The organism is Arthrobacter sp. K410C (genome assembly GCF_059090105.1).
On the sequence record NZ_JBNHFJ010000008.1, the window covers coordinates 64,733 to 89,897 of the forward strand.

Annotated in this window: 24 protein-coding genes; 10 read left to right on the top strand and 14 right to left on the bottom strand. The window is 66.5% G+C overall.

The genetic code is table 11. From position 1 onward, the window contains the following. Window positions 1-102 precede the first annotated feature (102 nt). Together AC5RU7_RS12965 and AC5RU7_RS12970 are read right to left on the bottom strand one after the other, a co-directional pair. A complete protein-coding gene (locus AC5RU7_RS12965; protein WP_494052571.1) occupies window positions 103-534 on the bottom strand; it encodes a DUF3592 domain-containing protein in 432 nt (143 codons plus the stop codon). Between the two features lie 73 nt (window positions 535-607). Then, a complete protein-coding gene (locus tag AC5RU7_RS12970; RefSeq protein ID WP_494052572.1) occupies window positions 608-1,426 on the bottom strand; it encodes an A/G-specific adenine glycosylase in 819 nt (272 codons plus the stop codon). Window positions 1,427-1,709: 283 nt separating this feature from the next. Here AC5RU7_RS12970 and AC5RU7_RS12975 point away from each other — a divergent pair, with 283 nt between their 5' ends. After that, entirely contained in the window at window positions 1,710-2,399 is a 690-nt protein-coding gene (locus tag AC5RU7_RS12975) for a hypothetical protein (RefSeq protein WP_494052573.1), read from the top strand. 15 nt (window positions 2,400-2,414) lie between these two features. Here the strand turns inward: AC5RU7_RS12975 and disA are convergent, their stop codons facing one another. From disA to AC5RU7_RS12990, 3 genes are all read right to left on the bottom strand, one after another. After that, window positions 2,415-3,491 (bottom strand): DNA integrity scanning diadenylate cyclase DisA, encoded by a 1,077-nt coding sequence (gene disA / locus AC5RU7_RS12980; protein ID WP_009357808.1) that lies wholly within the window; start codon window positions 3,489-3,491, stop codon window positions 2,415-2,417. Window positions 3,492-3,711: 220 nt separating this feature from the next. After that, a complete protein-coding gene (locus AC5RU7_RS12985) occupies window positions 3,712-4,242 on the bottom strand; it encodes a 2'-5' RNA ligase family protein (RefSeq protein WP_494052574.1) in 531 nt (176 codons plus the stop codon). A gap of 26 nt (window positions 4,243-4,268) precedes the next feature. Then, window positions 4,269-4,475, bottom strand: a complete 207-nt coding sequence (locus AC5RU7_RS12990; protein ID WP_494052575.1) for a hypothetical protein — start codon at window positions 4,473-4,475, stop codon at window positions 4,269-4,271. 232 nt (window positions 4,476-4,707) lie between these two features. Here AC5RU7_RS12990 and AC5RU7_RS12995 point away from each other — a divergent pair, with 232 nt between their 5' ends. Both AC5RU7_RS12995 and AC5RU7_RS13000 read left to right on the top strand, forming a co-directional pair. Continuing rightward, a complete protein-coding gene (locus AC5RU7_RS12995; protein WP_494052664.1) occupies window positions 4,708-6,321 on the top strand; it encodes a peptide chain release factor 3 in 1,614 nt (537 codons plus the stop codon). A 6-nt stretch (window positions 6,322-6,327) separates the two neighbouring features. Continuing rightward, window positions 6,328-7,563: a beta-ketoacyl-[acyl-carrier-protein] synthase family protein gene (locus AC5RU7_RS13000; protein WP_494052576.1), complete on the top strand. Its 1,236-nt coding sequence runs from the start codon at window positions 6,328-6,330 to the stop codon at window positions 7,561-7,563. 97 nt (window positions 7,564-7,660) lie between these two features. On the opposite strand, the gene AC5RU7_RS13005 is transcribed toward AC5RU7_RS13000, so the two are convergent. From AC5RU7_RS13005 to AC5RU7_RS13025, 5 genes are all read right to left on the bottom strand, one after another. Continuing rightward, the gene (locus AC5RU7_RS13005) at window positions 7,661-9,013 is read right to left on the bottom strand and encodes an MFS transporter (protein ID WP_494052577.1); all 1,353 of its coding nucleotides are present in this window, start codon (window positions 9,011-9,013) and stop codon (window positions 7,661-7,663) included. 479 nt (window positions 9,014-9,492) lie between these two features. Then, a complete protein-coding gene (locus tag AC5RU7_RS13010; RefSeq protein WP_494052578.1) occupies window positions 9,493-10,821 on the bottom strand; it encodes an enolase C-terminal domain-like protein in 1,329 nt (442 codons plus the stop codon). Then, window positions 10,818-12,422 carry an aldehyde dehydrogenase (NADP(+)) gene (locus tag AC5RU7_RS13015; protein WP_494052579.1) on the bottom strand — a complete coding sequence of 535 codons (1,605 nt, stop codon included), beginning with the start codon at window positions 12,420-12,422 and terminating at the stop codon, window positions 10,818-10,820. The genes AC5RU7_RS13010 and AC5RU7_RS13015 overlap by 4 nt, the downstream gene beginning before the upstream one ends. Window positions 12,423-12,458: 36 nt before the next feature. After that, window positions 12,459-13,373, bottom strand: coding sequence for a 5-dehydro-4-deoxyglucarate dehydratase (gene kdgD, locus AC5RU7_RS13020; protein ID WP_494052580.1), 915 nt, complete (start codon window positions 13,371-13,373; stop codon window positions 12,459-12,461). Between the two features lie 141 nt (window positions 13,374-13,514). After that, the gene (locus AC5RU7_RS13025) at window positions 13,515-14,399 is read right to left on the bottom strand and encodes a LysR family transcriptional regulator (RefSeq protein WP_494052581.1); all 885 of its coding nucleotides are present in this window, start codon (window positions 14,397-14,399) and stop codon (window positions 13,515-13,517) included. A gap of 139 nt (window positions 14,400-14,538) precedes the next feature. On the opposite strand from AC5RU7_RS13025, the gene AC5RU7_RS13030 reads away from it, so the two are divergent. From AC5RU7_RS13030 to AC5RU7_RS13050, 5 genes are read left to right on the top strand one after another with little or no spacing between them, the layout of a single operon-like run. Continuing rightward, window positions 14,539-15,543 carry a Bug family tripartite tricarboxylate transporter substrate binding protein gene (locus AC5RU7_RS13030; protein ID WP_494052582.1) on the top strand — a complete coding sequence of 335 codons (1,005 nt, stop codon included), beginning with the start codon at window positions 14,539-14,541 and terminating at the stop codon, window positions 15,541-15,543. 5 nt (window positions 15,544-15,548) lie between these two features. Then, on the top strand, window positions 15,549-16,124 hold the full coding sequence (locus AC5RU7_RS13035; RefSeq protein ID WP_494052583.1) for a tripartite tricarboxylate transporter TctB family protein: 576 nt from the start codon (window positions 15,549-15,551) through the stop codon (window positions 16,122-16,124). Between the two features lie 9 nt (window positions 16,125-16,133). Beyond that, entirely contained in the window at window positions 16,134-17,663 is a 1,530-nt protein-coding gene (locus AC5RU7_RS13040) for a tripartite tricarboxylate transporter permease (RefSeq protein ID WP_494052584.1), read from the top strand. After that, window positions 17,660-18,064, top strand: a complete 405-nt coding sequence (locus AC5RU7_RS13045; RefSeq protein WP_494052585.1) for a universal stress protein — start codon at window positions 17,660-17,662, stop codon at window positions 18,062-18,064. The genes AC5RU7_RS13040 and AC5RU7_RS13045 overlap by 4 nt, the downstream gene beginning before the upstream one ends. A gap of 21 nt (window positions 18,065-18,085) precedes the next feature. Beyond that, entirely contained in the window at window positions 18,086-18,346 is a 261-nt protein-coding gene (locus tag AC5RU7_RS13050) for a hypothetical protein (RefSeq protein ID WP_494052586.1), read from the top strand. 50 nt (window positions 18,347-18,396) lie between these two features. Here AC5RU7_RS13050 and AC5RU7_RS13055 read toward each other — a convergent pair whose 3' ends face one another. Then, window positions 18,397-18,876 carry an NUDIX hydrolase gene (locus AC5RU7_RS13055; protein ID WP_494052587.1) on the bottom strand — a complete coding sequence of 160 codons (480 nt, stop codon included), beginning with the start codon at window positions 18,874-18,876 and terminating at the stop codon, window positions 18,397-18,399. 126 nt (window positions 18,877-19,002) lie between these two features. On the opposite strand from AC5RU7_RS13055, the gene AC5RU7_RS13060 reads away from it, so the two are divergent. Continuing rightward, on the top strand, window positions 19,003-19,269 hold the full coding sequence (locus AC5RU7_RS13060; RefSeq protein ID WP_494052588.1) for a hypothetical protein: 267 nt from the start codon (window positions 19,003-19,005) through the stop codon (window positions 19,267-19,269). A 32-nt stretch (window positions 19,270-19,301) separates the two neighbouring features. Here AC5RU7_RS13060 and AC5RU7_RS13065 read toward each other — a convergent pair whose 3' ends face one another. From AC5RU7_RS13065 to AC5RU7_RS13075, 3 genes are all read right to left on the bottom strand, one after another. Further along, entirely contained in the window at window positions 19,302-20,978 is a 1,677-nt protein-coding gene (locus AC5RU7_RS13065) for an ATP-binding protein (RefSeq protein WP_494052589.1), read from the bottom strand. A gap of 182 nt (window positions 20,979-21,160) precedes the next feature. Further along, window positions 21,161-22,534: a DNA repair protein RadA gene (gene radA / locus AC5RU7_RS13070; RefSeq protein WP_494011838.1), complete on the bottom strand. Its 1,374-nt coding sequence runs from the start codon at window positions 22,532-22,534 to the stop codon at window positions 21,161-21,163. 94 nt (window positions 22,535-22,628) lie between these two features. Continuing rightward, a complete protein-coding gene (locus AC5RU7_RS13075) occupies window positions 22,629-23,756 on the bottom strand; it encodes an FUSC family protein (RefSeq protein ID WP_494011837.1) in 1,128 nt (375 codons plus the stop codon). Window positions 23,757-24,011: 255 nt separating this feature from the next. Here AC5RU7_RS13075 and pstS point away from each other — a divergent pair, with 255 nt between their 5' ends. Then, window positions 24,012-25,130, top strand: coding sequence for a phosphate ABC transporter substrate-binding protein PstS (gene pstS, locus AC5RU7_RS13080; protein ID WP_494011836.1), 1,119 nt, complete (start codon window positions 24,012-24,014; stop codon window positions 25,128-25,130). The last annotated feature ends 35 nt before the right edge of the window (window positions 25,131-25,165 follow it).

The following is a 25,165-nucleotide window of genomic DNA, read 5'->3' on the forward strand; positions in this document are numbered from 1 at the left end:
GTAGGACGGCGCGGGGGCGGGTGGGGCCCGGAGACGGCAAGTGGTACCGCCATTGTTATGGCCCGGATGCTGCTGACACCCAAAAGGTGACTGAGGAAGGCGTCAGTCGAGCGGGAAGATGCCGATGAACCAGAACAGCGCCAGTGCAAAGACGGCGAAGAACGGGATAAGGCAGCCGAGCGTGGTCCGGGGCGCCGAGGAGACCTGCAAGGATTCATGCGGATTGTCCGGGTTGTAGGCCACTTCGATAAGGGATCCGGGCACGGGCTCCGCCGCCCGGGAAATCTCTGACTTGCCCATGTACAGCGTGCCGGAGGAATCGCTGAACTGGTAGGTGGGGAAGAACCGCCGGCTGCGGCTTGAGCCGCCCCCGCCGCTGGTCCAGCCGGGAACGCTGCCGGTAACAGTTGCCTGGGCCTTGGGCCAGCGTGCCATGAGCTGCTCCTGCCGACGGGTTTTCCGTGCGGCGTGGACCATGGCAAAGACAGCTGCGGCGACGAAGAGCGCCCAGACAACGTACAAGATGATTCGCAAGGCATCCCCCGGTTCCGGTCACCAGAAAGTATGCCATCCCGTGCATAGTTCGGCCGAGCGCCGCCGGCGGGGGTCAGACAGGCAGCCGGTATCCGCCGTCATGCAGTTCAGCCAGCCCGTCCGCCAGCAGCCCCGCCAGTGACCGCTCCAGCTGTTCCGGGGGCGGGTTCAGCCGGTGCAGCGCGGCCAGCGGCACGCCGATACCGTCCGGTGCGTAACCCAGGTCCGCCGGGGCATGGTGGAACATCTCGGCCGGCACGGGCGCATCGGCCAGGCGCAGCACCGCCACCACGGCTCCCCGGACCTGGCGGTCGGTGCCGTGCCATGCCTGGCCCTTGGGAACATATGACGGTGGGGGCTCGCCGGCCGCGAGCCAGGCACAGGAGTCCTTCACCGGGCACACCGGACATTTGGGCACCCGGGCAGTGCAGACCAGGGCTCCCAGTTCCATGACTGCCGCGTTCCAGCGCACGGACGTGGCGTCGTCGTGGGGCAGGAGCGAGGCGGCCAGGCGCATCTCCGCAGCGGTCAGGGCGGGGGCAGGCAGCGCGGACCCCGTCACCAGGCGTGCGTGTACCCGGCGGATGTTGGTGTCCACCACGGTTTCGCGGCGGCCGTAGGCGAAAGCCGCGACGGCGGCGGCCGTGTAGCTTCCCACCCCGGGGAGTGCGAGCAGTTCCGGGTAGGTGTCCGGGACCTTGCCGGCATGCTCCCGGACTATTGCCGCGGCGGCGGCGTGCAGCCGCAGTGCACGGCGGGGATATCCGAGCCTGCCCCACGCGCGTACGGCTTCACCGGCTGGTTCGCCCGCCAGCCCGGCGGGATTGGGCCAGCGTTCAAGCCACTCGTGCCAGACAGGCAAAACCCGGACCACTGGCGTTTGCTGCAGCATGATTTCACTGACCAGGACGCCCCAGGGGGAGCAGGAGGGGCTGCGCCAGGGAAGGTCGCGTGCGGTTTCGGCGAACCAGCCGGTGATGCTGGCGTGAAGCTGCTGGAGCCCGCCCGCGGTGCCTGGCGCGGCGTCGGGGGCTGCTGGAGCGGAAGTCTTGGTGTCGATTCCAACACTGTAGTGGATGGGTTTTGCAGGCCCGAAACCGGATGTGACCGACAGCGTTGGCTGCCCGGCGGCGTGGTGGCGGGGCAGAACCCGGGCGGTTCCCTAGCCTAGAAGAATGGGCAAGCAGGGCACTACATCAGCACGCGGCAAGGCATCAGCATCCGGATCCAGCAGCGTCCGGAAGCCCAGCCCTGCCGTGTACCGCCGGCGGCGGCTCGTGGTTGGCGGTGCGCTGCTGATGGTCCTGGCTCTCGTGGTGGGCGGGTTGGCCCTGGCCGGAGCCTTCCGCGGGGCTTCTGAGCAGGCGTCGTCCACGGATCCGGCAAGCGGTTCCGCTTCCGCCGCTCCCTCCGCCTCGCCGTCCGTGTCTGCGTCAGCCTCTGCCGCCCCCACGCCGACCCCCTCCGCAACGCCAACCTGCAACCAGAACCTCGTAACGGTCTCCGCGTCCACGGACAAGGCTGCCTACGGGCCCGACGAAAACCCGCTGCTCACCCTAAAGGTGACGAATGGGGGAGAGGTGCCGTGCCAGGTGAATATCGGAACCTCGCAGATGGAGTTCCTGGTGACCAGCGGCCCGGACAGGGTCTTCTCTTCCAGGGACTGCCAGGCGGCCAGCGAGGACCTGGTGAAGGTGATCGCTCCGGGAGCCAGCGAAACCGCCAACTTCCCATGGCCCCGGAACCGGAGCGTTGAGGGGTGCCAGGCGGTGGACGCCAAGCCCGGTGCCGGCGGGGCGTACTACATCTTCACCGCCAAGCTGGGTTCCAAGGCAAGCCCGAAAGCCGTCTTCCAGCTGAACTGACTTTCCGCGGGGTCTTTACAGGAAGCGGTCCAGCAGGCTGGCCTCTGCCATCCGGCTGAGGCCTTCCCGGACCGTGCGCGCACGCTGGTCGCCGATGCCGTCAACGGTCATGAGGTCGTCAATGGTGGCCGCCATCAGGAACTGCAGCCCGCCGAAGTGGTCCACCAGGCGGTCGGCAACAGCCTTGGGAACCGCCTTCAGGCCGGACAACAGCCGGTAGCCGCGGGGCTGGACCACGGCGTCGAGGTTCGCCTCCCCGCCGGCGAACCCCACGATGCCCGAAATCTTGCCGAGGTCAATCAGTTCGGTGGGACCGAGATTAACCAGCGCGCTGACGGCCTTTTCGATGTCCTCGGGCGAGGCGTCCGGGCTGGCGTAGTCGCGGATGATGACGTCGCTGCCCGGGCCCCGGCCCACTGTCAGCTCATCGAGCTGGAGTGACAAGAGCCGGCCGTCTTCGCCCAGCTCCAGGACGTACTGGGAAATTTCTTCGGAGATCCGGCGGACCATTTCCTGCCGCTGCAGGGTGACCGCCACGTCCCTGACAGTTACCATCGCTTCAATCTCCAGAGCCGACAGCGAACTGGTCACCTGGTCAAGGCGGGACCGGTAGCGTTCAAGGGTTGCAAGGGCCTGGTTGGCGCGGGCCAGGACCTTCTCCGAGCCCTCGAGCACATGCCGCAGGCCGTTCACGTACAGCGCGATGATCTGCATGGACTGGCTGACGGAGATGACCGGGACTCCGGTCTGGATGGCAACACGTTCGGCGGTGCGGTGCCGGGTGCCGGACTCCTGGGTCTCAATGCTGGAATCGGGCACCAGCTGGACGGCCGCACGCAGGATGTTCCCGGCGTCCCGGTCACAGATGATGGCGCCGTCCATCTTGGCGAGCTCACGGAGCCGGGTGGGGGAAAACTCGATGCCAATATCGAATCCGCCGGAGCAAATGGAGTCGACCGTCCGGTCCGAGCCCAGGACAATCAGCGCCCCGGTCCGGCCGCGGAGGATGCGCTCCAGTCCGTCACGAAGGGGAGTTCCGGGTGCCACTCTGCCCAGAGTCGCCCTAAGTGATTCCTCGGGGCTCCGCGCCATAGATATTCCCTTCAAAGGTGCGGACCGCCGCCCGCAAGATGCCGGCTTTTCACACTTGCCGGCAGGATAAAAAGTGCTCATTTTCCCGCAAGCTCAATGATAGGGGCAAGAACTCCAACTTCCGCACGGGCAAGCCCCAAAGTGCCCCATTAAGGGGGTTCCTGAAAGTACCGCCGAACCGGTCTGTCCTGCAGCCCGGTGATGGCCACTTTGCCCCTGGTTAGCCCGGGACCCGGGGAAGCGCCTGGCCGCCAGGTCCCAGGGAAGTGATGGTCCTGGTGGTGCTGTCCCAGTGCCTGGCGGCGGTGCACTGGGCCTCCATTCGCAGCTCAAGCAGGTCCAGCGCCGTCGCTACGAGATGCCCGGGAACCCGGCGGGCGAGGGTGACATGCGGCGTCCAGGCATCTGGCCGGGTGAGCGGCAATGCGCCTGCCGCCCGATCATGGAGGGCCCGGTGCAGGTCAAGAAGTGCCGCCGTTACCGCAACCGAGCGGGCAAGGACATACCTGCCGGCCCCCGAAGCGAAAACCTGGACTCCGGAGAACCCGATGCCCAGCGGCAGTCCCTGCCAGAGGTCATCGGCGTTGTCCGGCACCGTCAGGTCCTGGCCGGCGGCAAGGGTGATATGCGGGCTGTTGCTGGCGGACGTATGGCCCGCCTGGCTGGGAACGCCGGCAGCGGCGAGCCTTGCCCAGTCGGCCCTGATGAGGGAATCGGAAGAGGCGTCCAGGACCAGCTCGATGCTGCGCATGAACACATCATGCCGTTACCGCAGCTTCATCGGGGAAAGGGCTGGCGTGCGCGCTCCCGGAGCATGCGCTCCAGATCCCTGCTGACGGCGGCCAGCGACGCCGCCCGCAGCGCCTTCAGCTCCACCGCCGTCTGGGTGCCGCGGCCCGCCGAGCCTGCATTACGGTCCTGGTCCCGCGCGGAGTCCGGACCGGTGGTGATGGGATCGAAAAACAGCTTGCCCTGCGTCGTCATGGTGCCAACCTAACCGCCTGCCGTTTCCCGGTCTTGAACGGTTGGTTTCACGGGCGTTAAGCGGGCACGGAGCCGGTTTGCGGTGCTGCGATAAACTTGTACCTTGGCTGTCCGCCGGCCCGCCTACCGGCCCCGCGGCCCGCCGTTCCGTGAAGTGCAGTGCCCTGGAGTGCAGTGCTTCGAAAGGCGCCGCCAGCGCCTGGGCAATCCCAACCGCAGCGAAAGTAGCACCGTGTCCCAAGATGTCCTGACCCCCGCCCGGATCTCCGCGATTCACACAGAGGCCGGCCGCCGCAGGACCTTTGCTGTCATCTCGCACCCCGACGCCGGCAAGTCCACGCTCACGGAAGCGCTCGCCCTGCACGCCAAGGTCATCGGGACCGCCGGCGCCTCCAGCGGCAAGGCGAACCGCAAGGAAACGGTCTCCGACTGGATGCAGATGGAAAAGGACCGCGGCATCTCCATCAGTTCCGCCGCCCTGCAGTTCTCCTACCGGGACACGGTCATCAACCTGCTGGACACCCCCGGCCACGCCGACTTCTCGGAGGACACCTACCGCGTGCTCGCCGCCGTCGACTGCGCCGTGATGCTCGTGGACGCAGCCAAGGGCCTGGAAACCCAGACCATGAAGCTGTTCGAAGTCTGCAAGCAGCGCAACCTGCCCATCATCACGGTCATCAACAAGTGGGACAGGCCCGGCCTGGATGCGCTGGCCCTGATGGACGAGATCACCGAACGCACCGGCCTACAGCCCATGCCCCTGACCTGGGCCGTCGGCATCTCGGGCGACTTCCGCGGTGTCTGGGACCTCCGCAACGACCGCTTCGCCCGCTTCCAGCGCAACAACGCCGGCGCGCAGATCGCCATCACCGAATACTTCACCCCGGAGGAAGCCGCGGAAAGCCAGGGCAGCAACTGGTCCGACGCCGTGGACGAGGCCGGCCTGGTGATCGAATCGAACCTGGAATTCGACGTCGAGGCCTTCCACGCCGGCAAGGCAACCCCCATCCTGTTCAGCTCCGCCGCCCTCAACTTCGGCGTCAAGGAACTGCTGGACGCACTGGTGGACTTCGCCCCGCCGGCGGCGCCGCGCCCCGATGTGGACGGCAGCCCCCGCCCCGTCGAATCGCCGTTCTCCGGGTTTGTGTTCAAGGTGCAGGCCGGCATGAACAAGGCCCACCGCGACCACGTTGCCTTCATCCGCGTCTGCTCCGGTGTCTTCGAGCGCGGCATGGTGGTCACCCAGACCCGCACCGGCAAGTCCTTTGCCACCAAGTACGCCCAGCAGGTGTTCGGGCGGGAACGCGAAGTCATTGACGAGGCGTACCCGGGCGACGTGGTGGGACTGGTAAACGCTTCATCCCTGCGCGTTGGCGACAGCTTGTTCCTCGAGGAGCCGGTGGAGTATCCGGCCATCCCGCTGTTCGCCCCGGAACACTTCCAGGTGGCGCGTTCGAAGGACCCCAGCAAGTTCAAGCAGTTCCGCCGCGGCATCGAGCAGCTCGAGCACGAGGGCGTCATCCAGGTGCTCCGTTCCGACGTCCGTGGCGACCAGGCGCCGGTGCTTGCCGCCGTGGGACCCATGCAGTTCGAGGTGGTGGAGGACCGCATGGCGCACGACTTCAGTGCCCCCATGCGCCTGGAACGCCTGCCCTACTCGCTGGCCAGGATTTCAACGGCGGAGGCCATGCCCGCGCTGGCGAACGTGCCGGGCGCCGAGGTGCTGCTGCGGTCCGACGGCGAATACCTCGCCCTGTTCAACGACGTCTGGGCGCTGCGGCGGATCGAAAAGAACCTCCCGGACCTCACCCTGGTGCCCATCGGCACGCACAACCCCGCGAAGTAAGGCACCATGACACTGAATCCATCACCTGTCCGCGCCGTGGTGACCGGCGCCGGTACCGTCAACCCGCTCGGCTCCTCGGTTGCCGAAACCTGGGCCGCCCTGGTAGCCGGAAAATCGGGCATTGCCGCGCTGGACGCAGAGTGGGCGGAGCAGCTTCCGGTGAAGATCGCCGGCCAGGCCCCAGCTGACCTTTCCGGCCACCTCAGCACCCGCGAGATCAAGCGGATGGACCGTTGCGGCCAGCTGGCGCTCATCGCAGCGCGCGAAGCGTGGGCCCAGGCCGGCGCCCCTGAGGTGGACCCCGAACGCTTCGCCGTGGTGATCGGCTCCGCTTACGGCGGCCTGGGGTCCACCCTTGAACAGGACCGGACCCTGGCCGAGTCCGGCCCCCGCAAGGTGTCGCCCCACACACTGACCCGGCTCATGGTGAACGGCCCGGCGGCCTGGGTGTCCATCGACCTCGGCGCCCGCGGCGGCGCCCGCACGCCGGTCAGCGCCTGTGCCTCCGGGGCTGAGGCGATTGTGCAGGCGGCGGAGATGATCCGCTCCGGTGCGGCCGACGTCGTGATTGCCGGCGGCGTGGACGCGTCCGTCAACGACCTCGTGATCACCGGTTTTTCGCAGATCCGCGCTTTGTCCACCCGCTCCGATGAGCCGGCGCGCGCCTCCCGCCCGTTCGACGGCGGCCGGGACGGTTTTGTGCTGGCCGAGGGCGCCGGTGTGGTGGTGCTGGAGAGCGAGGACCACGCGCGAGCCCGCGGAGCGGCGGTGCTGGGTGCGGTGGCCGGCGGAGCCGTCACCTCCGACGCCAACGACATTGTGGCAGCGGACCCTGCCATGCAGCGGCGCGTGATGCAGAAGGCCCTGGAATCGGCCGGAATGCAGCCCGCCGACATCGGCTTCGTCCACGCCCACGCAACATCCACCCCTGTGGGGGACCGGCTGGAAGGCCAGGCCATCAACGCGATCTTTGGCGCGGACGTGCCGGTGACCTCCACCAAGGGGCACACGGGCCACCTGCTGGGCGGCGCCGGCGCGCTGGCCGCCGTCGTGGTCCTGGAGGCGCTGCGCACGGGCCAGCTTCCGGGGACCCTCAACGTCGAAGAGCTGGACCCCGAAGTGGACCTTAACGTCGTCACCGAAGACGTCCACACCCTCCGGGCAGGATATTCCCCGGCCGGTCTGGTGAACGCCTTCGGCTTTGGCGGGCACAGCGTCGCCCTGGTCATCACCGGCCGGTAGGCGCCGGAAACCTCCGCTGGAAATGCTGGAGCGGTGCCGGGACGCCGTATCGCTACAGCGCTCCGGCACCGCTCGGGCAATCCGGATGTAAAGGGGCTCAGGCCCGGCTGGGAACCGGAGCCGCCAGCACAGGCTCCTCGTCCGGGGCAGCCTCCCCGCCGTCAGTGCACCTTTCCTTGAGGAAATAGACCAGGCCGGCGGCGATGGTGGATGCGGCGGCCAGGGCGAACAGGCCGGGGATGACGCTGCCGGTCTGTTCCTTGATGATGCCGAAGCCGAAGGGGGCAACGAAGCCGCCCAGGTTGCCCAGCGAGTTGATGATGGCGATCGCGGGGGCAAGCACCAGCGGGTGCAGCCCCGACTGCGGGATGGTCCAGAACAGGGGCGAAGCGCTCTTGAAGCCCATGGCCGCGATGGCGAGGAACACCAGGGCCATGACCGGCGAAGCGACGGCGGCCGCGAAGGTGCCAACGGCCGCCACCAGGAGCGCCACCACCAGCAGAGGACGCTTGGACTTCGCCTTGTCCTGCAGCTTGGCGGCAAAGTACATGGCAAACACGGCGCAGACCCACGGGATGGAGGAAAGGAATCCGACGGTGAGGTCCGTGGTCCCGGGAATCTGCTTGATGATGCTGGGAAGCCAGAAGGTGTTGGCGTAGATGGAAAGCTGCACCGAGAAGTAGATGCCGCACAGCAGCAGGATCTGCGGGTTCAGGAGCATCTTCCAGCGGTTGGCCTTGCCGGCGCCGGCCTTGGAGTGCTGTGCATCCTCAGCGGCGATTGCCTCTGACAGTGCATCCTTCTCGGCTGCGGACAGCCACTTGGCGTCCTTGATTTTGGCATCCAGGACAAAGAACACTGCGAAGCCCACCACGACGGACAGAGCGCCTTCGAAGCCGAAAAGCCACTGCCAGCCCCGCAGGCCAAGAGCCCCATGGAGGCTCAGCAGCATCCCGGCGATGGGGCCCGAAATTGCCGCGGCGATGGAGGACCCGGCGATAAAGATGGCCGTGGCCTTGCCGCGCTGGCCGGCCGGCACCCAGCGGGCCAAGTAGAAGATGACGGCGGGGAAGAACCCGGCCTCGGCGGCGCCCAGCAGGAAGCGCAGGACGTAGAACATGGTTTCGTTCTGCACGAAAGCCATGAGGAAAGAAACAGTGCCCCAGCTGATCATGATCCGGGTCAGCCACACTTTGGCGCCGTACTTTTCCATCATGACGTTGCTGGGGAGTTCGAAGATGGCATAGGCGATGAAGAACAGCCCGGCGCCGAAGCCGTAGGCGGCAGCGCCGATTCCAACATCAGCCTGGAGGTGGTCCTGAGCGTAGCCGATGTTGGAGCGGTTCAGCTGGTTGCAGACCAGCATGACCAGCATGATGGGCAGCACGCGCTTGAAGAATTTTTTCGTGGCCGAGGCCACGTCCGTGACGGCATTGTCCACAGACATCATCGAATGTTTCCTTTGGGGGTTGGTAACGCAGGGCGGCTGCGGGGCGATGGGATGTGCGGCCCGCCACAGCGACTCCACTACTTTAGGTTGCCAGTCTGATGCGCGTCCAACACGCAATCCGCATCGCTTCATGCCCTGTCGGTATGGTCGCCCCGGAAGGGGCGACACCGCGACGCCCCTCCCGCGGCGGCGCGGGGAGGGGAGCGCCAAGTGCGGGTCAGTCTGTTTCTGGTCCTTGGCAAAAGTGGCACTCGTCATCGCAGTCGGCGCCGACGGGTGCCGGGTTGTTGCCGGCGAGGGGACGCGGCTGTGTGGGAAATGCAGCCGCGCTTGCATATGTGCGTTCGAGGAGGGCCGTTTGGGCATTCATGGGGGCTCCAAGGTGGAATTCCGCACGGCCGGCCTCTGTTGCGGGGAGGTTCCGGCCGTGCGGAAGTTGATCCCGGCGTACTGCCGGGAAGGGCGCAGTGGATTGCGGCTTACCTGACCAGGCAGGGTCGCTTCGGGTCGAAGGACCAGCCTTCGATGTAGTACTGCATGCCGATGCTGTCATCGCGGGCGTCCAGGCCGTGCGCGAGGTACAGCTGGTGCGCCTTGTCCAGGGCATCCCGGTCCAGCTCAATGCCCAGCCCCGGGGCGTCAGGCACCTCGATGGCGCCGCCCTTGATCTGCAGCGGTTCCCTGGTGAGGCCCTGGCCGTCCTGCCAGATCCAGTGCGTGTCCAGAGCGGTGATTTCGCCCGGGGCAGCAGCGCCGGTGTGCGTGAACATCGCCAGCGAGATGTCGAAGTGGTTGTTCGAGTGCGAGCCCCAGGTGAGTCCGAACTCGTTGCACAGCTGTGCCACCCGGACCGAGCCATGCATGGTCCAGAAGTGCGGGTCCGCCAGCGGGATGTCCACGGCGTTGCTGCGGATGGCATGGGACATTTCCCGCCAGTCGGTGGCGATCATGTTGGTGGCCGTCTTCAGGCCTGTGGCCCGGCGGAACTCCGCCATCACCTCGCGGCCGGAGAACCGGCCTTCGGCGCCGCAGGGGTCCTCGGCGTAGGCCACGACGCCCTGCATGCGCTTGCCCAGGCGGATGGCGTCCTCGAGGAGCCAGCCGCCGTTCGGGTCCAGGGTGACCCGGGCCTCCGGGAAGCGCTTTGCGAGGGCCGTGACCACGTCCACTTCTTCGTCGCCGGACAGCACGCCGCCCTTGAGCTTGAAGTCGCTGAAGCCGTAACGCTCCTGCGCGGCCTCGGCCAGGGCGACGACGGCGTCCGGAGTCATGGCCTCCTGGCGGCGGAGCTTTTCCCACCGGTCGGCGGGCGCGTCCTCCATCAGGTAGGGCAGGTCCGTGCGTGCGTGGTCGCCGACGAAGAACAGGTAGCCGAGCATCGGCACGGACGCGCGCTGCTGGCCATCGCCGAGCAGTTCCGCCACCGGCACGCCGAGGTACTGGCCGTGCAGGTCCAGCAGGGCTGATTCGACGGCGGTGACGGCGTGGACCGTGGTACGCAGGTCGAAGGTTTGCAGGCCGCGCCCGCCGGCGTCCCGGTCTGCGAACTCAGCCGCCACCTCACGCAGGAGCGAGCGGTAGCGTGCCACCGGCTTCCCGTTGATGAGGGCACCGGCTTCCTCGATGGTGGTGCGGATTTTCTCGCCGCCGGGAACCTCGCCCAGGCCGGTGCGCCCGTCCGAATCGGTGATGATCACAACGTTGCGTGTGAAGAAAGGGCCGTGCGCGCCGCTGAGGTTCATCAGCATGCTGTCGTAGCCGGCAACCGGTACTACCTCGACTCCGGCGATGGTGGGCTGGCGGCTCATGCGCTGACCTCTGCTTTCTCTGCGGCGGGGACCACGTCGCCGTTGATGCGGCGGTTGAGGTGCCAGGGGTTGGCGTCCCGGAGGGCCTCGGGGAGCAGTTCCTGGGGGATGTTCTGGTAGGCGACCGGGCGGAGGAACCGGTTGATGGCGAGGGTGCCCACGGAGGTGGTGCGGGTGTCGGAGGTGGCGGGGAACGGGCCGCCATGGACCATCGCGTGGCCTACTTCCACGCCGGTGGGCCAGCCGTTGACGATGATGCGGCCCACCTTCTGTTCCAGGACGGGGATCAGGGGTGCCGCCGTCGGGTAGTCCGCTTCGGTGAGGTGCAGGGATGCGGTGAGCTGGCCCTCGATGCGGCCGGCGGCCTGCAACAGGTCCTGGACGTTCTTGTACCGGATGACCAGGGACGCGGCGCCGAAGATTTCCTCATGCAGGACGTGGTTGCTGATGAACTGGTCCACGCCGGTGCCGAAGATGGCGGGTGCGGGCGCGTTCTGCGTGGGGCCAGGGGTGCCCTGGCCAAGGAGTTCGACGCCGTCGGCCTTGCCAAGCGCTTCGGTTCCGGCGTTCCAGGACCCGGCGATGCCCTCGGTGAGCATGGTCTGTCCGGCGCAGGCTGCCACGGCACGGGCAACGGCGGCGGCGAGTTTGTCGCCTGCCTCCCCTTCGGGGGCGAACAGCAGGCCGGGGGAGGTGCAGAGCTGGCCGGAGCTGCCGGTGACGGCGGTGACGTAGGCGGCAGCGAGGGCGTCGACGTCACCTGCGAGGGCGCCGTCGAACACGAAGACCGGGTTCAGGGAGGACATCTCGGCGTAGACCGGAATGGGCTCGGACCGGGCGGCGGCGGTCTTCATGAGCGCGACGCCGGCAGCCTGGGAGCCGGTAAACCCGACGGCCTTGATGGCGGGATCAGCAACGAGGGCCTGGCCGATGCTGGCGCCGGGGCCGTAGATCAGGGAGAACACGCCCGGGTGCAGGCCGAAGTCCTTGGCGGCCTTCGTGACTGCCTGGCCGACAAGTTCGCTGGTGCCGGGGTGGGCGTTGTGCGCTTTGAAGACCACCGGGCAGCCTGCGGCCAGCGCTGACGCGGTGTCACCGCCGGCGGTGGAGAAGGCGAGCGGGAAGTTGCTGGCACCGAAAACGGCGACCGGCCCGAGCGGGATCTGGCGCTGGCGGATGTCGGGGCGGGGGAGAGGGGTGCGGTCCGGGATGGCGGGGTCAATGCGGACGCCGCGGAAGTCGCCCTGGCGGACGACGTTCGCGAACAGGCGCAGCTGGCCGGTAGTGCGGGCGCGTTCGCCCTGGAGCCGGGCCACGGGCAGCCCGGTTTCCTGGCCGGCGCGGATGATCAGTTCGTCGCCGATGGCCTCGATGTTGTCAGCGATGGCGTCTAGGAACGCGGCGTGCGTTTCCGGGTCAAGGGTGCTGAAGGACGGGTAGGCCTCCTTCGCGGCGGTGGTGGCGGACTTGAGCTGCTCTTCGGTCAACAGCGTGTACGCGGGCTCCAGCGCCTCGTTGTTGGCGGGGTTGAAGCCGAAGGTTGTCTTGCCGTCGCCGACGACGGTCTGTCCGGCGATCAGGGAGTGTCCGGTGAGGGTCACGTGGGTTCCTCCTGTGTAGCGGTGTAGCGGGGACGGTCAGGAAACGCGGGCGATGAGGGCTTTGAGGTCCGCCAGGTCCTTCTCGGCCATGTTCTGCAGCGGGGGACGGACGGGGCCTGCGGAGCGGCCGATGGCGTCCAGGCCGCCCTTGACGATGGAGACGGCGTAACCCTTCACGCGGTCACGGATGTCCAGGTAGGGGATCACGAAGTCGTTGAGCTTCTGGTTGACGGCCGCACGGTCGTTATTGCGGACATCCTGGTAAAAGTCCAGTGCGAACTGCGGGACGAAGTTGTACATGGCGCTGGAGTAGGTGCTCATGCCCAGCTGCAGCAGCGGAAGGGCGAAGGTCTCTGCGGTGGGAAGGCCGCCGAGGTAGAACAGCCGGTCGCCGAGCTTGGCGTAGACGCGGGCGTCGTGTTCCAGGTCACCCACGCCGTCCTTGAAGCCGATCAGGTTCTCGTGGCGGTCCGCCAGGGTGGCCACGGTGGTGTCCTTGTAGATGGCGTTGGCGCGGTTGTAGATGATGACGCCAAGGGAGGTGGAGCTGCAGACGGCGCTGACGTGGTCGATGAGTCCGCCCTGGTCCGCTTCGGTCAGGTATGGCGGGAGCAGCAGGATGCCCACGGCGCCCGCAGCTTCGGCAGCCTGTGCGTTCTCGATGGCCTGGGCGGTGGAGCCGCCTGCGGAGGCCAGCACGGGAACCTGGCCGCCCACCTCGTCGACGGCGGCACGGACCACGCGGGCGGATTCCGCCGGGGTCAGGGAGAACCCTTCGCCAGTGCCGCCTGCTGCGAAGAGGCCCGCAACGGGGAAGCTGGCCTGCCAGGCGAGGTGCTTGCGGTAGTTCTCCTCATCGAACTGCAGTGCGGCGTCAAAGGACGTTACCGGGAACGACAGCAGGCCGTCTTTCAGGGTGTTTGCCAGTTCCTGGGGGGTGTACTTTGCCACGATCTTGTCCTCTGGTTCGAGCGCCTATTGGCCGCTGGTGATGAATTCCTGTTCAGGTTAGGCAGAGGATGTAATGCCTGTCTAAGTGCACTTTTGAATGCATTGATACCTTTAGCGCATTGCGGCTGATTCTTCGGGTGCTCACTCCATCGCAAACTCGAAGTCCCGCAGGAGGCGGGACAGCGCGGGGTTGGTGATCCTGCGGTTCCAGATGGCGTGCAGTTCCACCTGTCCGCCGTGGTTGTCTGGCAACCGCAGGAACTCCACGCCTTTGATGCCCAGCAGGGTGGCGGAATGCGGCACGAAAGCGACGCCGCGTTTGGCTGCAACCAGCGAGACCATGGTCAGCACCTGGCTCACCGTGTGGACAACGTTGGCGTGGTGGATGGGAAGGGTCTTCACCACGAGGTCGTAGAAGTAGCGGGCCTGGATGGGGGAATGCATGATGAGCGGCTCGTCCTTGAAGTCCTCAGCCGTGATCTCCCGCGCCAGAAGCGTCAGGGGGTGTCCGGCGGGAACCGCAAGGACCAGCGACTCCTGGTACAGCAGGTGGGAGTCGAACGTTTCCCGGTCGAATGGCGGCCGGGCGAGTCCGAGATCCAGTTCCCCGGATATCAGCCGGCTGATCTGCTCCCCGGTGACAAGTTCCTGCAAATCCACATCCACGTCCGGGATGATGGCCGCAATCTCTTCCAGCATCGGGCCAAGGATACTGAAGCCGCTGGCAGCGGTGAATCCGATGCGCAGGACGCCGGACCTTCCCGAAGCTATCCGGCGCGCCGAGACCGGGGCGCGTTCGGCCAGCGCCATGAGGCGGCGGGCTTCCTCAAGGAAGGTCTTGCCTGCGTTTGTCAGTTCGACTTTCCGGTTGTCCCGCTCCAGTAGTTCGGCCCCGATGATCTTTTCCAGCTTTTGGATCTGCCGGCTGAGCGGGGGCTGTGTCATGTTGAGGCGTTCGGCCGCCCGGCCGAAATGCAATTCCTCAGCAACGGCGATGAACCCTGCCAGTTGGTCGAATGTGAACATGATGCCTTCCCGGTATCACTTGATGCAGTTTTGGGCTTAGACAGGCATCATAACTGCTCCCTACACTCGACAAAGCGAACGGGGTGACCCGGTTCACAGATTGTCCGGACCCCGCCCGGAGACTTATCGAGGAGTTCCAATGAAGCACTTCCCCACACGCCGCGCCGTCCTTGGCGCGGCATCAGCCGTTACCCTCCTGGCCATGACCGCCTGCGGCAACGTCGCCGGCGGCAGTGCCGCCAACACGTCCAAATACCCCAGCGGCCCTGTGACACTCACGGTCGGCCAGGCTGCGGGCGGCAGCACCGACCTCATCGCCCGGGCCCTCGCCGAAGGAGCCACCAAGACCCTCGGCGCCCCGATGCCGGTCGTGAACAAGCCCGGTGCCAACGGCGCCCTGGCCACCAAGGAAGTCGCAGGGAAGCCCGCCGACGGCCAGGAACTCGTCCTGCTGACAGCCTCCCTGGTCACCATCACCCCCCTTGCCGTCAGCGCGGACGAGGCCGTCAACATTGACGAGCTGGATGTCATCGCCGGGCTTTCGCAGGACGACTACGTGCTCGTCGCCAGCACGGACTCCGGCTTCAAGAGCTTCAAGGACGTCACCGACGCCGGGCGCAACGTCACGTTCGGCACCACCGGCGTCGGCACGGGCAGCCAGCTGGCCCAGACCGTTCTCTTCAAGCAGGCCAACGTCCAGGGCACCGACGTCCCGTTCGACAGCGGCAAGCCTGCCTTGACCGCCGTCATGGGCAACCAGGTTGAGCTGGCGACCATCCAGCTCGGCGAGGCAATGCCGCAGATCGAAGCGGGCAAGGTTTCACCGCTGCTCGTCTTCTCGGAAGGGCGCAACAGCTTCCTTCCCGATGTTCCCTCCGCCAAGGAGGCCGGATACGACGTTCCCGTGGCCCAGTACCGGGCAGTGGCAGCGCCTAAGGGTACCCCGCAGGACGTGAAGGACAAGCTGCTCGCCGCGTTCCAGGAAACCTTCAAGTCGGACGCCTACAAGGAGTTCAACGAGAAGAACATGCTGACCCCCAAGGAAATTTCCGGTGAAGAAGTTGTCAGCGAGTGGAAGGGCTATGCAGCGAAGTACAAGGAACTGGTGGAGAAGTACGACATCAGCCTGAGCGGAAACAAGTAGCAGCAATGGAGACCACTCCAGTAGTGTCCGCCGGACGGGACGGCAGCTCAGCCGTCCCGTCCGGCGGGGACGCCCGCAACGACCTGCCCGAAGCGCTGACCCCGGAACAGCTGGCCGCCCAGTGGGAGGCGGAAAAGCCCCCCGCGGCAGGCGCCCTCGCCAACGCCGGCTCATCCCTGGTGGTGCTCGGCGTCGGAACCGGCGCGCTCGTCCTGTCGGTAGCCATGGGCCTGGGCACCCCCGCAAGCCCGCAACCGGGCCTCTGGCCGTTCATGATCAGCTGCGTCATGGTGGCGCTGGGGCTTTTCCAGCTGATCCTGGGCCGGCACAACCGGGACGCGGAAAAGTTCACCCGGATGTCTGCCGCCCCGCTCACCGGACTGCTGACGCTCGCAGCCATGGTGGCGCTGATGCCGCTTATCGGATTCGAGATCCCCGCCCTGATCCTCTGCATCATCTGGATGCGGTTCCTCGGCGGTGAGACCTGGCGGTCCACGCTCCTGGTCAGTGCGCTCGTCGTCGCCGCGTTCTACGGGATTTTCGTCCTGGCGCTCGGCACCTCCATTCCCCACCTCTTCTAGGAGACCACCATGGATTTCCTGAATCCTGTGATCAACGGATTTTCAGTCGTCCTGGAGCCGACGAACCTCCTCTACTGCGTGGTCGGCGTCGTCATCGGCATGCTGATCGGCGTGCTGCCCGGATTGGGGCCGGCGGCAACCATCGCCATCCTGCTTCCGCTGACCTACGGCGTGGAACCTGTCACCGCCATCATCATGCTTGCCGGCATCTTCTACGGCGCCCAGTACGGTGGCACCATCACCTCGGTCCTGCTGCGCCTTCCCGGCGAGGCGTCCTCCGTGGTCACCGTTTTCGACGGCTATCAGATGGCCCGGCAGGGCCGTGCCGGCACTGCTCTTGGCCTCGCCGCCATCGGGTCCTTCGTAGGCGGTACGGCAGCGATCGTCGGCCTGACCTTCCTGGCCCCCCTCGTTGCCAGCTTCGCGCTGGACTTTGGCCCGCCCGAGTACTCCGCGCTGGCCTTGCTGGGCATCCTGCTGGTTGCCACCATCAGCAGCGGCGCAAAGGCTAAGGCGCTGATCGCCGCAGCCGTCGGCCTCCTGCTCGCCACGGTAGGCCGTGACATGTTCACCGGCGAAAGCCGCTTCACCTTCGGCAGCCTCCAGCTTGCCGACGGCATCGACTTCGTTCCGATCGCCATGGGCATCTTTGGCCTCGGCGAGATCCTCTACAACCTGGAGGAACGGCACCGCGTTGCCAAAGCGCCGTCGAAGGTCTCCAATGTCTGGCCGTCGAGGGGGGACCTGAAGCAGGCCTCCGGAGCAATCGGACGCGGTTCAGTGCTGGGGTTTTTCCTGGGCATCCTGCCCGGCGGCGGCGCCACCATCGCCTCCATGGCCTCCTACGCCATGGAGAAGAAGCGCGCCAAGCAGCCGGAGCGATTCGGCAAGGGCGCGCCCGAGGGTGTCGCCGGACCGGAAACCGCAAACAACGCGGCAGCGACGTCGTCGTTCATTCCGCTCCTGACCCTCGGTATTCCCGCAAACGCCACCATGGCCTTGATGTTCGGCGCACTGCTGATCCAGGGCGTCACGCCCGGTCCGCAGCTCGTAGAGCAGAACCCGGAGCTGTTCTGGGGCGTGGTGAACTCGATGTACATCGGCAACATCCTGCTCCTGATCATGAGCCTGCCGCTGGTGGGAATCTTCGTGCGGATCCTTCGGGTCAGGGCGGCCATCCTGGCTCCGATCACCGCGCTGATCACGCTGCTGGGCGCGTACACGATCAACAACAGCATGTTCGATGTCACGCTGGTGGTGTTCTTCGGGGTCGTGGGCTACCTGATGAAGAAGTTTGGCTTTGAGCCCGGACCGCTGGTCCTGGCCTTCGTTCTTGGCGAACTGCTGGAAAACTCGCTGCGGCGCTCGCTGCTCGTCTTCGGCGGTGACCCCACCGGATTCCTCACCCGCCCCATCTCGGCAACCTTGCTGATGGTCTTCGTCCTGGTGGCCGTGCTGCCGGGAATTCGGAGCCTGATCGCCAAGCGCAAGGGCACCGTGGCTTCGGCCGCCACCAACAAGATCAAGGAGAAGGTATGAGCATCATCGTTGGATTCGTTCCCACGCCGGCAGGTGAAGCAGCTCTCGCCGCAGGCATTTCCGAGGCGAAGCTCCGCAACCAGGAGCTCATCATCGTGAACTCGGCCCGCCAGGGCGCGCTCATGGACAAGTCCGTGGCCGCTGAGGGCGTTTTGGCCGATGCCGCGAAGCGCGCAGCGGACGCGGGCGTGGCGGCGAGGGTTATCCAGCCGCCCTATCAGCACGACCTCGCCGACGAGTTCCTTGACGTTGCCAGGCAGGAGGACGCCTCGCTGATCGTCATCGGCCTGCGGCACCGCACCCAGGTGGGCAAGTTCATCCTGGGCAGCCACGCGCAGCAAATCCTGATGCAGGCGGACCGGCCGGTGCTCGCTGTCAAGGCCGACGGCGGAAACTTCTAGCAGCGGGAGGACGGAAGCAGCATGTACAGGCACAACCCGGTCCGGCGGGCAGCACTTCCCCAGGCGCCGGTGCCCGACTGGTCAAAACTCGCCAGGGACGATTACGTGGAGGTGCGCACCTCCCGCGGGGAGGTGATCGCTGGAACCATTGACATGATCGCCGCAAACCGGAGTGTCTTCTGGGTGGTCCGCAGCGACGGTGCCGGCCGGACCATGGTGTATTCGGGCGACGACGTCTCAGTCACCAAGGTGGCCAGGCAGCGGGAGTTTGCCGCTGCCTAGCTGCGCCTGTGGAGGAAAAGCCGGTGTTCCCAGCAGGGGCCGCCGGCTTTTTACGTTCGACGGCGGACCTGTTCCGCAAGTGCGTCGAGGGCCGGGACCTGCCCCTTGACGAGCTTCAGCCGGGCCTCGTGCTCGGGGAACCAGCGGGCGTCGTCGATTTCAGGGTACTGCTGGATCCGGCCGGAGCCCTTGGGCCATTCCAGCGGAAAGGTGTTGCTGGTGATGAGTCCAGGCTGGAAGTCCTGCTCAGCCGTGAACACGGTGATGATCTTGCCGGAGGGCTGCCTGAAGTCACCAAGATGGTGGTAGTCAGCGTCCGGCGCCGCGGTGCCCATCTCCTCGGCAAATTCGCGCTGGGCGGCCACCAGCGGGTCCTCATCATCCGTGTACTCGCCCTTGGGGATGGACCAGGCATGAGTGTCCTTGCGGGCCCAGAACGGCCCGCCCATGTGCGCGATCCACACCTCCAGTCCCGCGGGCCCGCCGTGCGCCCTTCTGTACAACAGGATTCCTGCGCTTCGTACCGGCATATCTCCTCCAGTGGTGCGGCCTGGTGTGGCCAAAAACGTCCCGAATCCGCCGTCCGGTGTTAACCCGCAGTTCACGGTGCTGTTTTAGGTTATTCCTTCAAGCACTCTGCTCGAAGGGGACCCGTCATGGCCAATATTGCTGAAGTGTTGGGTCGGCTGACGCCGGAAGAACTTGATGAGCTCCGCGGCCTGGGCCCGCAGGGCCACTTGCCGCGGCATCTCCAGGACGCTTTGGACCGGGCTGCGGGCGGCCCCGGTTCAGGACGGGGGTATTACGTCCCCACCGGCAACGTCAGCGCCACGGGCGGTCCGCTGCTGGCGCTGCGCAGCGACGTGTCCGGCTGGCTTTTCAATTCCCACCGCGACGATACGGACCAGCTTCCACAGCACTAGGCGGTAGGCAGCGCCCCTCCTGTTGTCCGTGGTCAGGATGCCGCCGGCAGGGTGAACGTAACGGTGGTGCCTTTCCCGGGTTCGCTGGCAAGGGTGATGGAGCCGCCATGCCCTTCCACAATGGTCTTGCTCACCGGCAGTCCCAGGCCGGCCCCGGGGATGGCCGTTGCCCGCGACCGGGCGGAACGGAAGAACTTGGTGAAGGCCTGCTCCTGCTCGTCGGCATCCATCCCCACGCCGGAATCGGAGATGGAACAGGTGAGCTGACCGCCGCTTTTACGTGCACAAACGGTGATGCGGCCTCCGCCCGGCGAGTACTTGACCGCATTGGAGAGCAGGTTCCGGACAACCTGCCGGATCCGTCCCGGGTCAACGCGGGCCGGCAGCGGCTGTTCGACGTCAAGGTCGAGCTGGAGTCCGTTCAGGGACGCCTTGGGAACCGCCGCGCCGACCACTTCGGTCACCAATTGCGCAAGGTCTGCCTCTTCCAGTGAAAGGTCCACCCGTCCCGACGCAACGGCTATCAGGTCATCGACCAGGGCCAGCAGGTGCCCGGCGTTCCGGTGGACCACCAGGAGTTCCTCCCGGATGTCCTCGTGGCCGGGCTCTTCCAGCACCAGCTCAAGGTAGCCCAGGATCGACGTCAGCGGTGTCCGCAGCTCATGGGAAACAGTCGAAACAAAGTCGTCCTTGGCGGCCAGGGCGCGGATCAGGGTTGTCACATCCACAAACGTGACAACTGCGCCGCCGTCCTTCCCATTGTGGGCAGGTATGCCGTGCGCGCTGACGGAGTAGGCGTGCTGTTCCTGCGGGCCGCCCGCCCAGTACAGCTCGTCCCGGAACTCGTCGCCGGCGGCGGCGCGGGCAATGGGCGACGCGTCAGCGGGTACGGCAGAAGCGCGGTCCGGCAGAAGAAGGCCGTGGCCGGCATTTTTGCGGAGGGTGGCCAGCGCCGGGTCCGCCTGAAGTGCCTTGTTGGTCAGGACGGTGCAACCGTTCCGGTCCACCACCCAGACGCCGACGCCAACGGCCCCCAGCACTGCGTCCAACAGCCGCTGCTTCCGGACACTTTCGGCGAGTGTCACTTCCAGTACATGCTCTTTGTCCACCAGCTTTTGGCGCTGGTGGCGGATGGTCCGTGACACCACATGTGCAGTCACCGCGACGGCGGACAGGATAAGGGGCAGGACGAGGGTGCGGATCATGGAAGCTGACGTGGGGGGTGAACCGGCGACGGCGGAAGGCACCAGAGTGCTGAGTACCGTGCCAAGGATGGCCAAGAAGAGCATGTACCGGCGCGGTTGGGCGGCCAGCCAGACCACTGGGAAGACCAGCATCAGGCTCAGGACGTTGAACGGCGGTCCCCCGGCCTCCCTGGTGAACCCGATGGCCAGGCAGTCCAGGACCGGTATCGCTGCAAACGCGCCGGCTGGCAGCCGGCTCCACGGCAGGACTAGACAGGCGGCGAAGAGCAATGTATGGGCCAGAAGGGCCAGTTGGAACTGGTTGGTGGCCAAGGTTGCGGGGCTGAAGACCGCTGCGGCCACTGCCACAAGGACAACCGTCACCGTCAGGGGAAGTTGGCCCAGCACAATGCGGCTGCGGATTCCGAGGCCGTCGAACAGCCCGTCGAGATGGCCGATCACGGGCATATCCGCCGGCAGAGCCCCGGCACTGCCGGCACGGGCCGCGTCGATAGTGGATTCCACGGCTTGTTTCATTTCCGCCCCCAGCGCAAATACAGAAACCCCCGTCTGCATGAAGGCGCTTTTCCTCAGGCTACCGGTGAACCGGGGCGCGGTGAACAAGGAATTGCTTTTGTGCCCTGGACCGCCCACCGGCCGCCACCGCCAGGCACAGTGGGAGAGCTGGCTCGGACGGACGGGAGCGCTTACCCGATCAGGAGACTGAGTGCCTCCGTCAGATGGGATACCTCGCGCACCGAGAAGCCCGCAGGCACCGGACCCGGACCTGTATGGCTGGCGGGGACCACCGCGTGGGTGAACCCCAGCCGGTGCGCCTCCTGGATGCGCTGGTTGATCCCGGGCACGGGCCGGACCTCGCCCGCGAGCCCCACTTCGCCAAACGCGATCAGGCGGACCGGCAGGGGCTTGCGTGCCTTCGCTGATGCGACGGCCAGGGCAACCGCAAGGTCGGTGGCCGGCTCGCTGAGTTTCACCCCGCCCACGGTGGCCACGTAGGAGTCGTCCTTGTGCAGCAGGGTGCCGGCGCGCTGCTGCAGCACGGCCAGCAGCATGGAAACGCGCGAACTGTCCAGCCCGCTGGTGGCCCGGCGCGGCTGCGAGTTGGGGCTTTCGGCGAGCAGCGACTGCACCTCCGCGAGCAGCGGACGGCGGCCTTCCATGGTGACCGTGATGCACGTGCCGGAGACCGGGTCCTTGGTGCGGCTGACGAAGAGCCCGCTGGGATCGGCAAGGCCTTCAATGCCGTTCTCATTCAGGTCGAAGCATCCGACGTCGTCGGTGGGCCCGTACCGGTTCTTGACCGCGCGGAGCAGCCGCAGGCGGGAGTGCCGTTCGCCTTCGAACTGGCACACCACATCCACCAGGTGCTCCAGCAGCCGGGGCCCGGCGATGGAACCGTCCTTGGTCACGTGGCCCACCAGCAGCGTGGTCATGTTGCGGCGCTTGGCGGCGGCGATAATGGACGCCGCAACTTCCCGGACCTGAGACACACCGCCCGCGCTGCCATCCACGTCCGCGCTGCTGAGGGTCTGCACCGAGTCCACGATCAGAAGCCGCGGTTCGATCTTCTCCACCTGGCCCAGTGCCTGGCCAAGGTCCGTTTCCGCGGAGAGGTACAGGGATTCCGCCACGGCGTCGATCCGTTCGGCGCGAAGCTTCACCTGCGCAGCGGATTCCTCGCCGGTGACATAGAGGACGTCCTGGGCTGTCCGGGCGAACTTGGCCGCGACGTCGAGCAACAGGGTTGACTTGCCCACGCCGGGTTCACCGGCCAGCAGGATGACGGCGCCGGGAACCAGTCCGCCACCCAGTACCCGGTCCAGTTCATCCATTCCGGTGGGCATGAAGGCAGCGGTGGTGGCGTCCACCTCGGCAATGGGGCGGGCCGGGTCAACAACCGTTGTGGCCGCCGTCGTACGCGCCACCGCTGTCCCGGTTTCCTCGACGCTGCCCCACGCCTGGCACTCGCCGCAGCGTCCCACCCATTTGACGGTGGTCCAGCCGCACTCAGCGCATTTGTAGCCGGGCGCCTTGGACGCCCGGGAAGTCTTTGTTGCCATGCGTTCAACCCTAAAGGCGGCCACCGACATTACCCGCCAGACCGCCCCGGACGCGACTGGCAGAACATAGGGAGGCTGGGCTGATCATGGAGCGCTAGAGCGCCGGAAGGATGTCCCTGGCCTCGCGGGCATCCATTCCGGTCGCCTCCAGCAGGTCCACCATCAGCGGCCGGTACAGCATCACCACGGTTTCGCCCTCCAGGCGCTGGACTTCCAGGAGCTTCGGATGCAGCCGCAGCGCAATTTCGCTGAGGTCCCGGCGGGCCGTGCGTAGGTGGGCGCGGCGGACGCCGTCGTGCGTTTCCGCCAGCCCCAGCGACAGCTCGTCAATCGCGGCAGCGGTCTCCTGGAGCACCTCCGCGATGTTTTCGGTGGCCTCGTCCGACAACGCCGCGTGGTTGATGGCGCTGGTGAGCCGCCGCGCGAACACCCTGCTGTTGCGGAGGGCGAGGTCAATGAAGTCCAGCGACTGCTTCAGCTGGTCAAGTTCATCCCGGTGCCGGCGGTACGCTGGCGCCAGCCTCGCCACCTCGCCCGAAGCCCGTAGGGAATGCCGCATGCCGTCCACCAGCGGCTGGCAGTTCCGGCCCCGGACCAGCGCGTGCCATGCCCGGGTGGAATCACTGTCCGACAGCGCCTCAGCGCATTCACGCAGCACCTCCGCAAGCTCGTGCAGCAGGTTCCGGACGTCCTTGCGCGGCTCCCGGCGCGGGTCCTTGGGCGCCACGATGGTTACCAGCAGGGCAAACAGGCCGCCGATGACGGCGTCGATGCTCCGGGTGAACGGCCCGCCGGACGGCGCCGGCAGCAGCACCACCAGCAGGGACTGCAGCGCCAGCTGCGTGGTAAAGATATTGCCGCTGTCCAGGAAGCGGGCCAGCAGGATGGAGAACAAAAGGACGACGGCGGCCTGCCAGATCCCGCCGCCCAGCCAGTGCAGGAGCAGGTCGCCCACCGCGATCCCGATCGTGCAGCCCAGGCCCACCTCCAGCACCCGCCGCAGCCGCGGCTCACGGGAGAAGCCCAGGGCAATCAGTGAGGAGGTGGCGGCGAACAGGGGGCCCGAGTGCCCCAGCACATACTCGGCGAAGGCATAGGCGCCAACCGCACATACGGTCATCTGGATGGCCGGAACCAATGAATTGCGGCTGCGGATCAGCCCGGTGCGGACCCTGCCGCGCAGGAACCGCCTGCCTGCTGAGAGTCCTGCTGCGGGGGCCATGCCGTCCAGTCTATTTGCTGCCCGTGGCCTTCTAGTTTGCAGTTTGCCCCTACGACTGCAGATGTGATCTGCGCAATGGGAACCCGGCAGTTTTAAGTGAATATCCCGTCGTCGTTAATCTTCCGTTTACCTTGGGCAGGGCATCCCTTTACCTGCGGCCCTTAACTTCGTTGAAGGTACAAAACGTATGCATCGCGCTGCAGGGTTCTCCGTCCCTGCCCCGCACCTGAATAACCCTGGAAGGGGTACATCTAAGTGAAGGCACTCCGCATCGGCCGCCACGCGGCTATCGCTGTTATCGCAGCGGGCGCACTCGCGCTCACCTCCTGCGGTTCAGACAACGCCACTGGCACCGCTCCTGCCGGTGGCCAGACCTCGGGCACCAAGGTCACCGGCACGCTGACCGGCATCGGCGCTTCCTCTACCGGCGCAGCCATGGACGCCTGGAAGGCAGGCTTCGCCGCCGCAAACTCCGGCGCCACCGTGCAGTACTCCCCCGACGGTTCCGGAGCCGGACGCAAGGCCATCATCGACGGCTCAGCCCAGTTCGCCGGGTCCGACGCGTACCTCAAGGACGAGGAGCTTGAAAGCTCCAAGGCCGTCTGTGGCCCCGACGGTGCCATCAACATCCCGGTGTACATCTCCCCGATCGCCGTGGCCTTCAACCTGCCGGGCATCGAAGAGCTGAAGCTCGATGCCGCCACGGTGGCCAAGATCTTCCGCGGCGAAATCGCCAACTGGAACGATCCCGCGATCGCTGCCCTGAACGAGGGCGTCACCCTGCCCGACCTGAAGGTCACCCCGGTGAACCGTTCTGACGACTCCGGCACCACCACCAACTTCACTGACTACCTGGCCTCCGCAGCCCCTGATGTCTGGACGGACAAGTCCTCCGGCGTCTGGCCGGCGAGCCTGCAGGGCGAGAACGCCAAGGGCACCTCCGGCGTGGTCAAGACCGTCACCGACACCCCCGGCGCCGTGACCTACGCTGACGAGTCCGCAGTGGGCGGTTCGCTGGGCACCGCCTCCATCAAGGTGGGCGAGGAATTCGTCGAGATCTCCGCCGAGGCAGCAGCCAAGGCCGTCGAGGCCGGCTCGCCTGTTGAAGGCCGCTCCGCCAACGACATCGCGATCAAGCTGGACCGCAAGACCACCGCTTCCGGGGCCTACCCGATCGTGCTGGTTTCCTACCACGTGGTTTGCAGCGCCTACGACAGCCAGGAAACCGTCGACCTGGTCAAGGCCTTCGAAAGCTACGTAGTTTCCGAGGACGGCCAGCAGACCGCCGCGGATTCCGCCAAGTCGGCACCGCTGTCCCCGGCCCTGGCCGAGAAGGCCGCCAAGGCCATCGAGTCCATCAAGGTCAAGTCCTAACCAGCGCGCCAATAACCGGGTTCCCCGCCTGCCGA

Excerpts from the sequence above, each read along its gene's own strand:
- AC5RU7_RS12970 (WP_494052572.1), bottom strand. The coding sequence starts at position 1,426 with ATGCTGCAGCAAACGCCAGTGGTCCGGGTTTTGCCTGTCTGGCACGAG.
- AC5RU7_RS12975 (WP_494052573.1), top strand. The coding sequence starts at position 1,710 with ATGGGCAAGCAGGGCACTACATCAGCACGCGGCAAGGCATCAGCATCC.
- disA (WP_009357808.1), bottom strand. The coding sequence starts at position 3,491 with ATGGCGCGGAGCCCCGAGGAATCACTTAGGGCGACTCTGGGCAGAGTG.
- AC5RU7_RS12985 (WP_494052574.1), bottom strand. The coding sequence starts at position 4,242 with ATGCGCAGCATCGAGCTGGTCCTGGACGCCTCTTCCGATTCCCTCATC.
- AC5RU7_RS12990 (WP_494052575.1), bottom strand. The coding sequence starts at position 4,475 with ATGACGACGCAGGGCAAGCTGTTTTTCGATCCCATCACCACCGGTCCG.
- AC5RU7_RS13000 (WP_494052576.1), top strand. The coding sequence starts at position 6,328 with ATGACACTGAATCCATCACCTGTCCGCGCCGTGGTGACCGGCGCCGGT.
- AC5RU7_RS13005 (WP_494052577.1), bottom strand. The coding sequence starts at position 9,013 with ATGATGTCTGTGGACAATGCCGTCACGGACGTGGCCTCGGCCACGAAA.
- AC5RU7_RS13010 (WP_494052578.1), bottom strand. The coding sequence starts at position 10,821 with ATGAGCCGCCAGCCCACCATCGCCGGAGTCGAGGTAGTACCGGTTGCC.
- AC5RU7_RS13025 (WP_494052581.1), bottom strand. The coding sequence starts at position 14,399 with ATGTTCACATTCGACCAACTGGCAGGGTTCATCGCCGTTGCTGAGGAA.
- AC5RU7_RS13030 (WP_494052582.1), top strand. The coding sequence starts at position 14,539 with ATGAAGCACTTCCCCACACGCCGCGCCGTCCTTGGCGCGGCATCAGCC.
- AC5RU7_RS13035 (WP_494052583.1), top strand. The coding sequence starts at position 15,549 with ATGGAGACCACTCCAGTAGTGTCCGCCGGACGGGACGGCAGCTCAGCC.
- AC5RU7_RS13040 (WP_494052584.1), top strand. The coding sequence starts at position 16,134 with ATGGATTTCCTGAATCCTGTGATCAACGGATTTTCAGTCGTCCTGGAG.
- AC5RU7_RS13045 (WP_494052585.1), top strand. The coding sequence starts at position 17,660 with ATGAGCATCATCGTTGGATTCGTTCCCACGCCGGCAGGTGAAGCAGCT.
- AC5RU7_RS13050 (WP_494052586.1), top strand. The coding sequence starts at position 18,086 with ATGTACAGGCACAACCCGGTCCGGCGGGCAGCACTTCCCCAGGCGCCG.
- AC5RU7_RS13055 (WP_494052587.1), bottom strand. The coding sequence starts at position 18,876 with ATGCCGGTACGAAGCGCAGGAATCCTGTTGTACAGAAGGGCGCACGGC.
- AC5RU7_RS13060 (WP_494052588.1), top strand. The coding sequence starts at position 19,003 with ATGGCCAATATTGCTGAAGTGTTGGGTCGGCTGACGCCGGAAGAACTT.
- radA (WP_494011838.1), bottom strand. The coding sequence starts at position 22,534 with ATGGCAACAAAGACTTCCCGGGCGTCCAAGGCGCCCGGCTACAAATGC.
- AC5RU7_RS13075 (WP_494011837.1), bottom strand. The coding sequence starts at position 23,756 with ATGGCCCCCGCAGCAGGACTCTCAGCAGGCAGGCGGTTCCTGCGCGGC.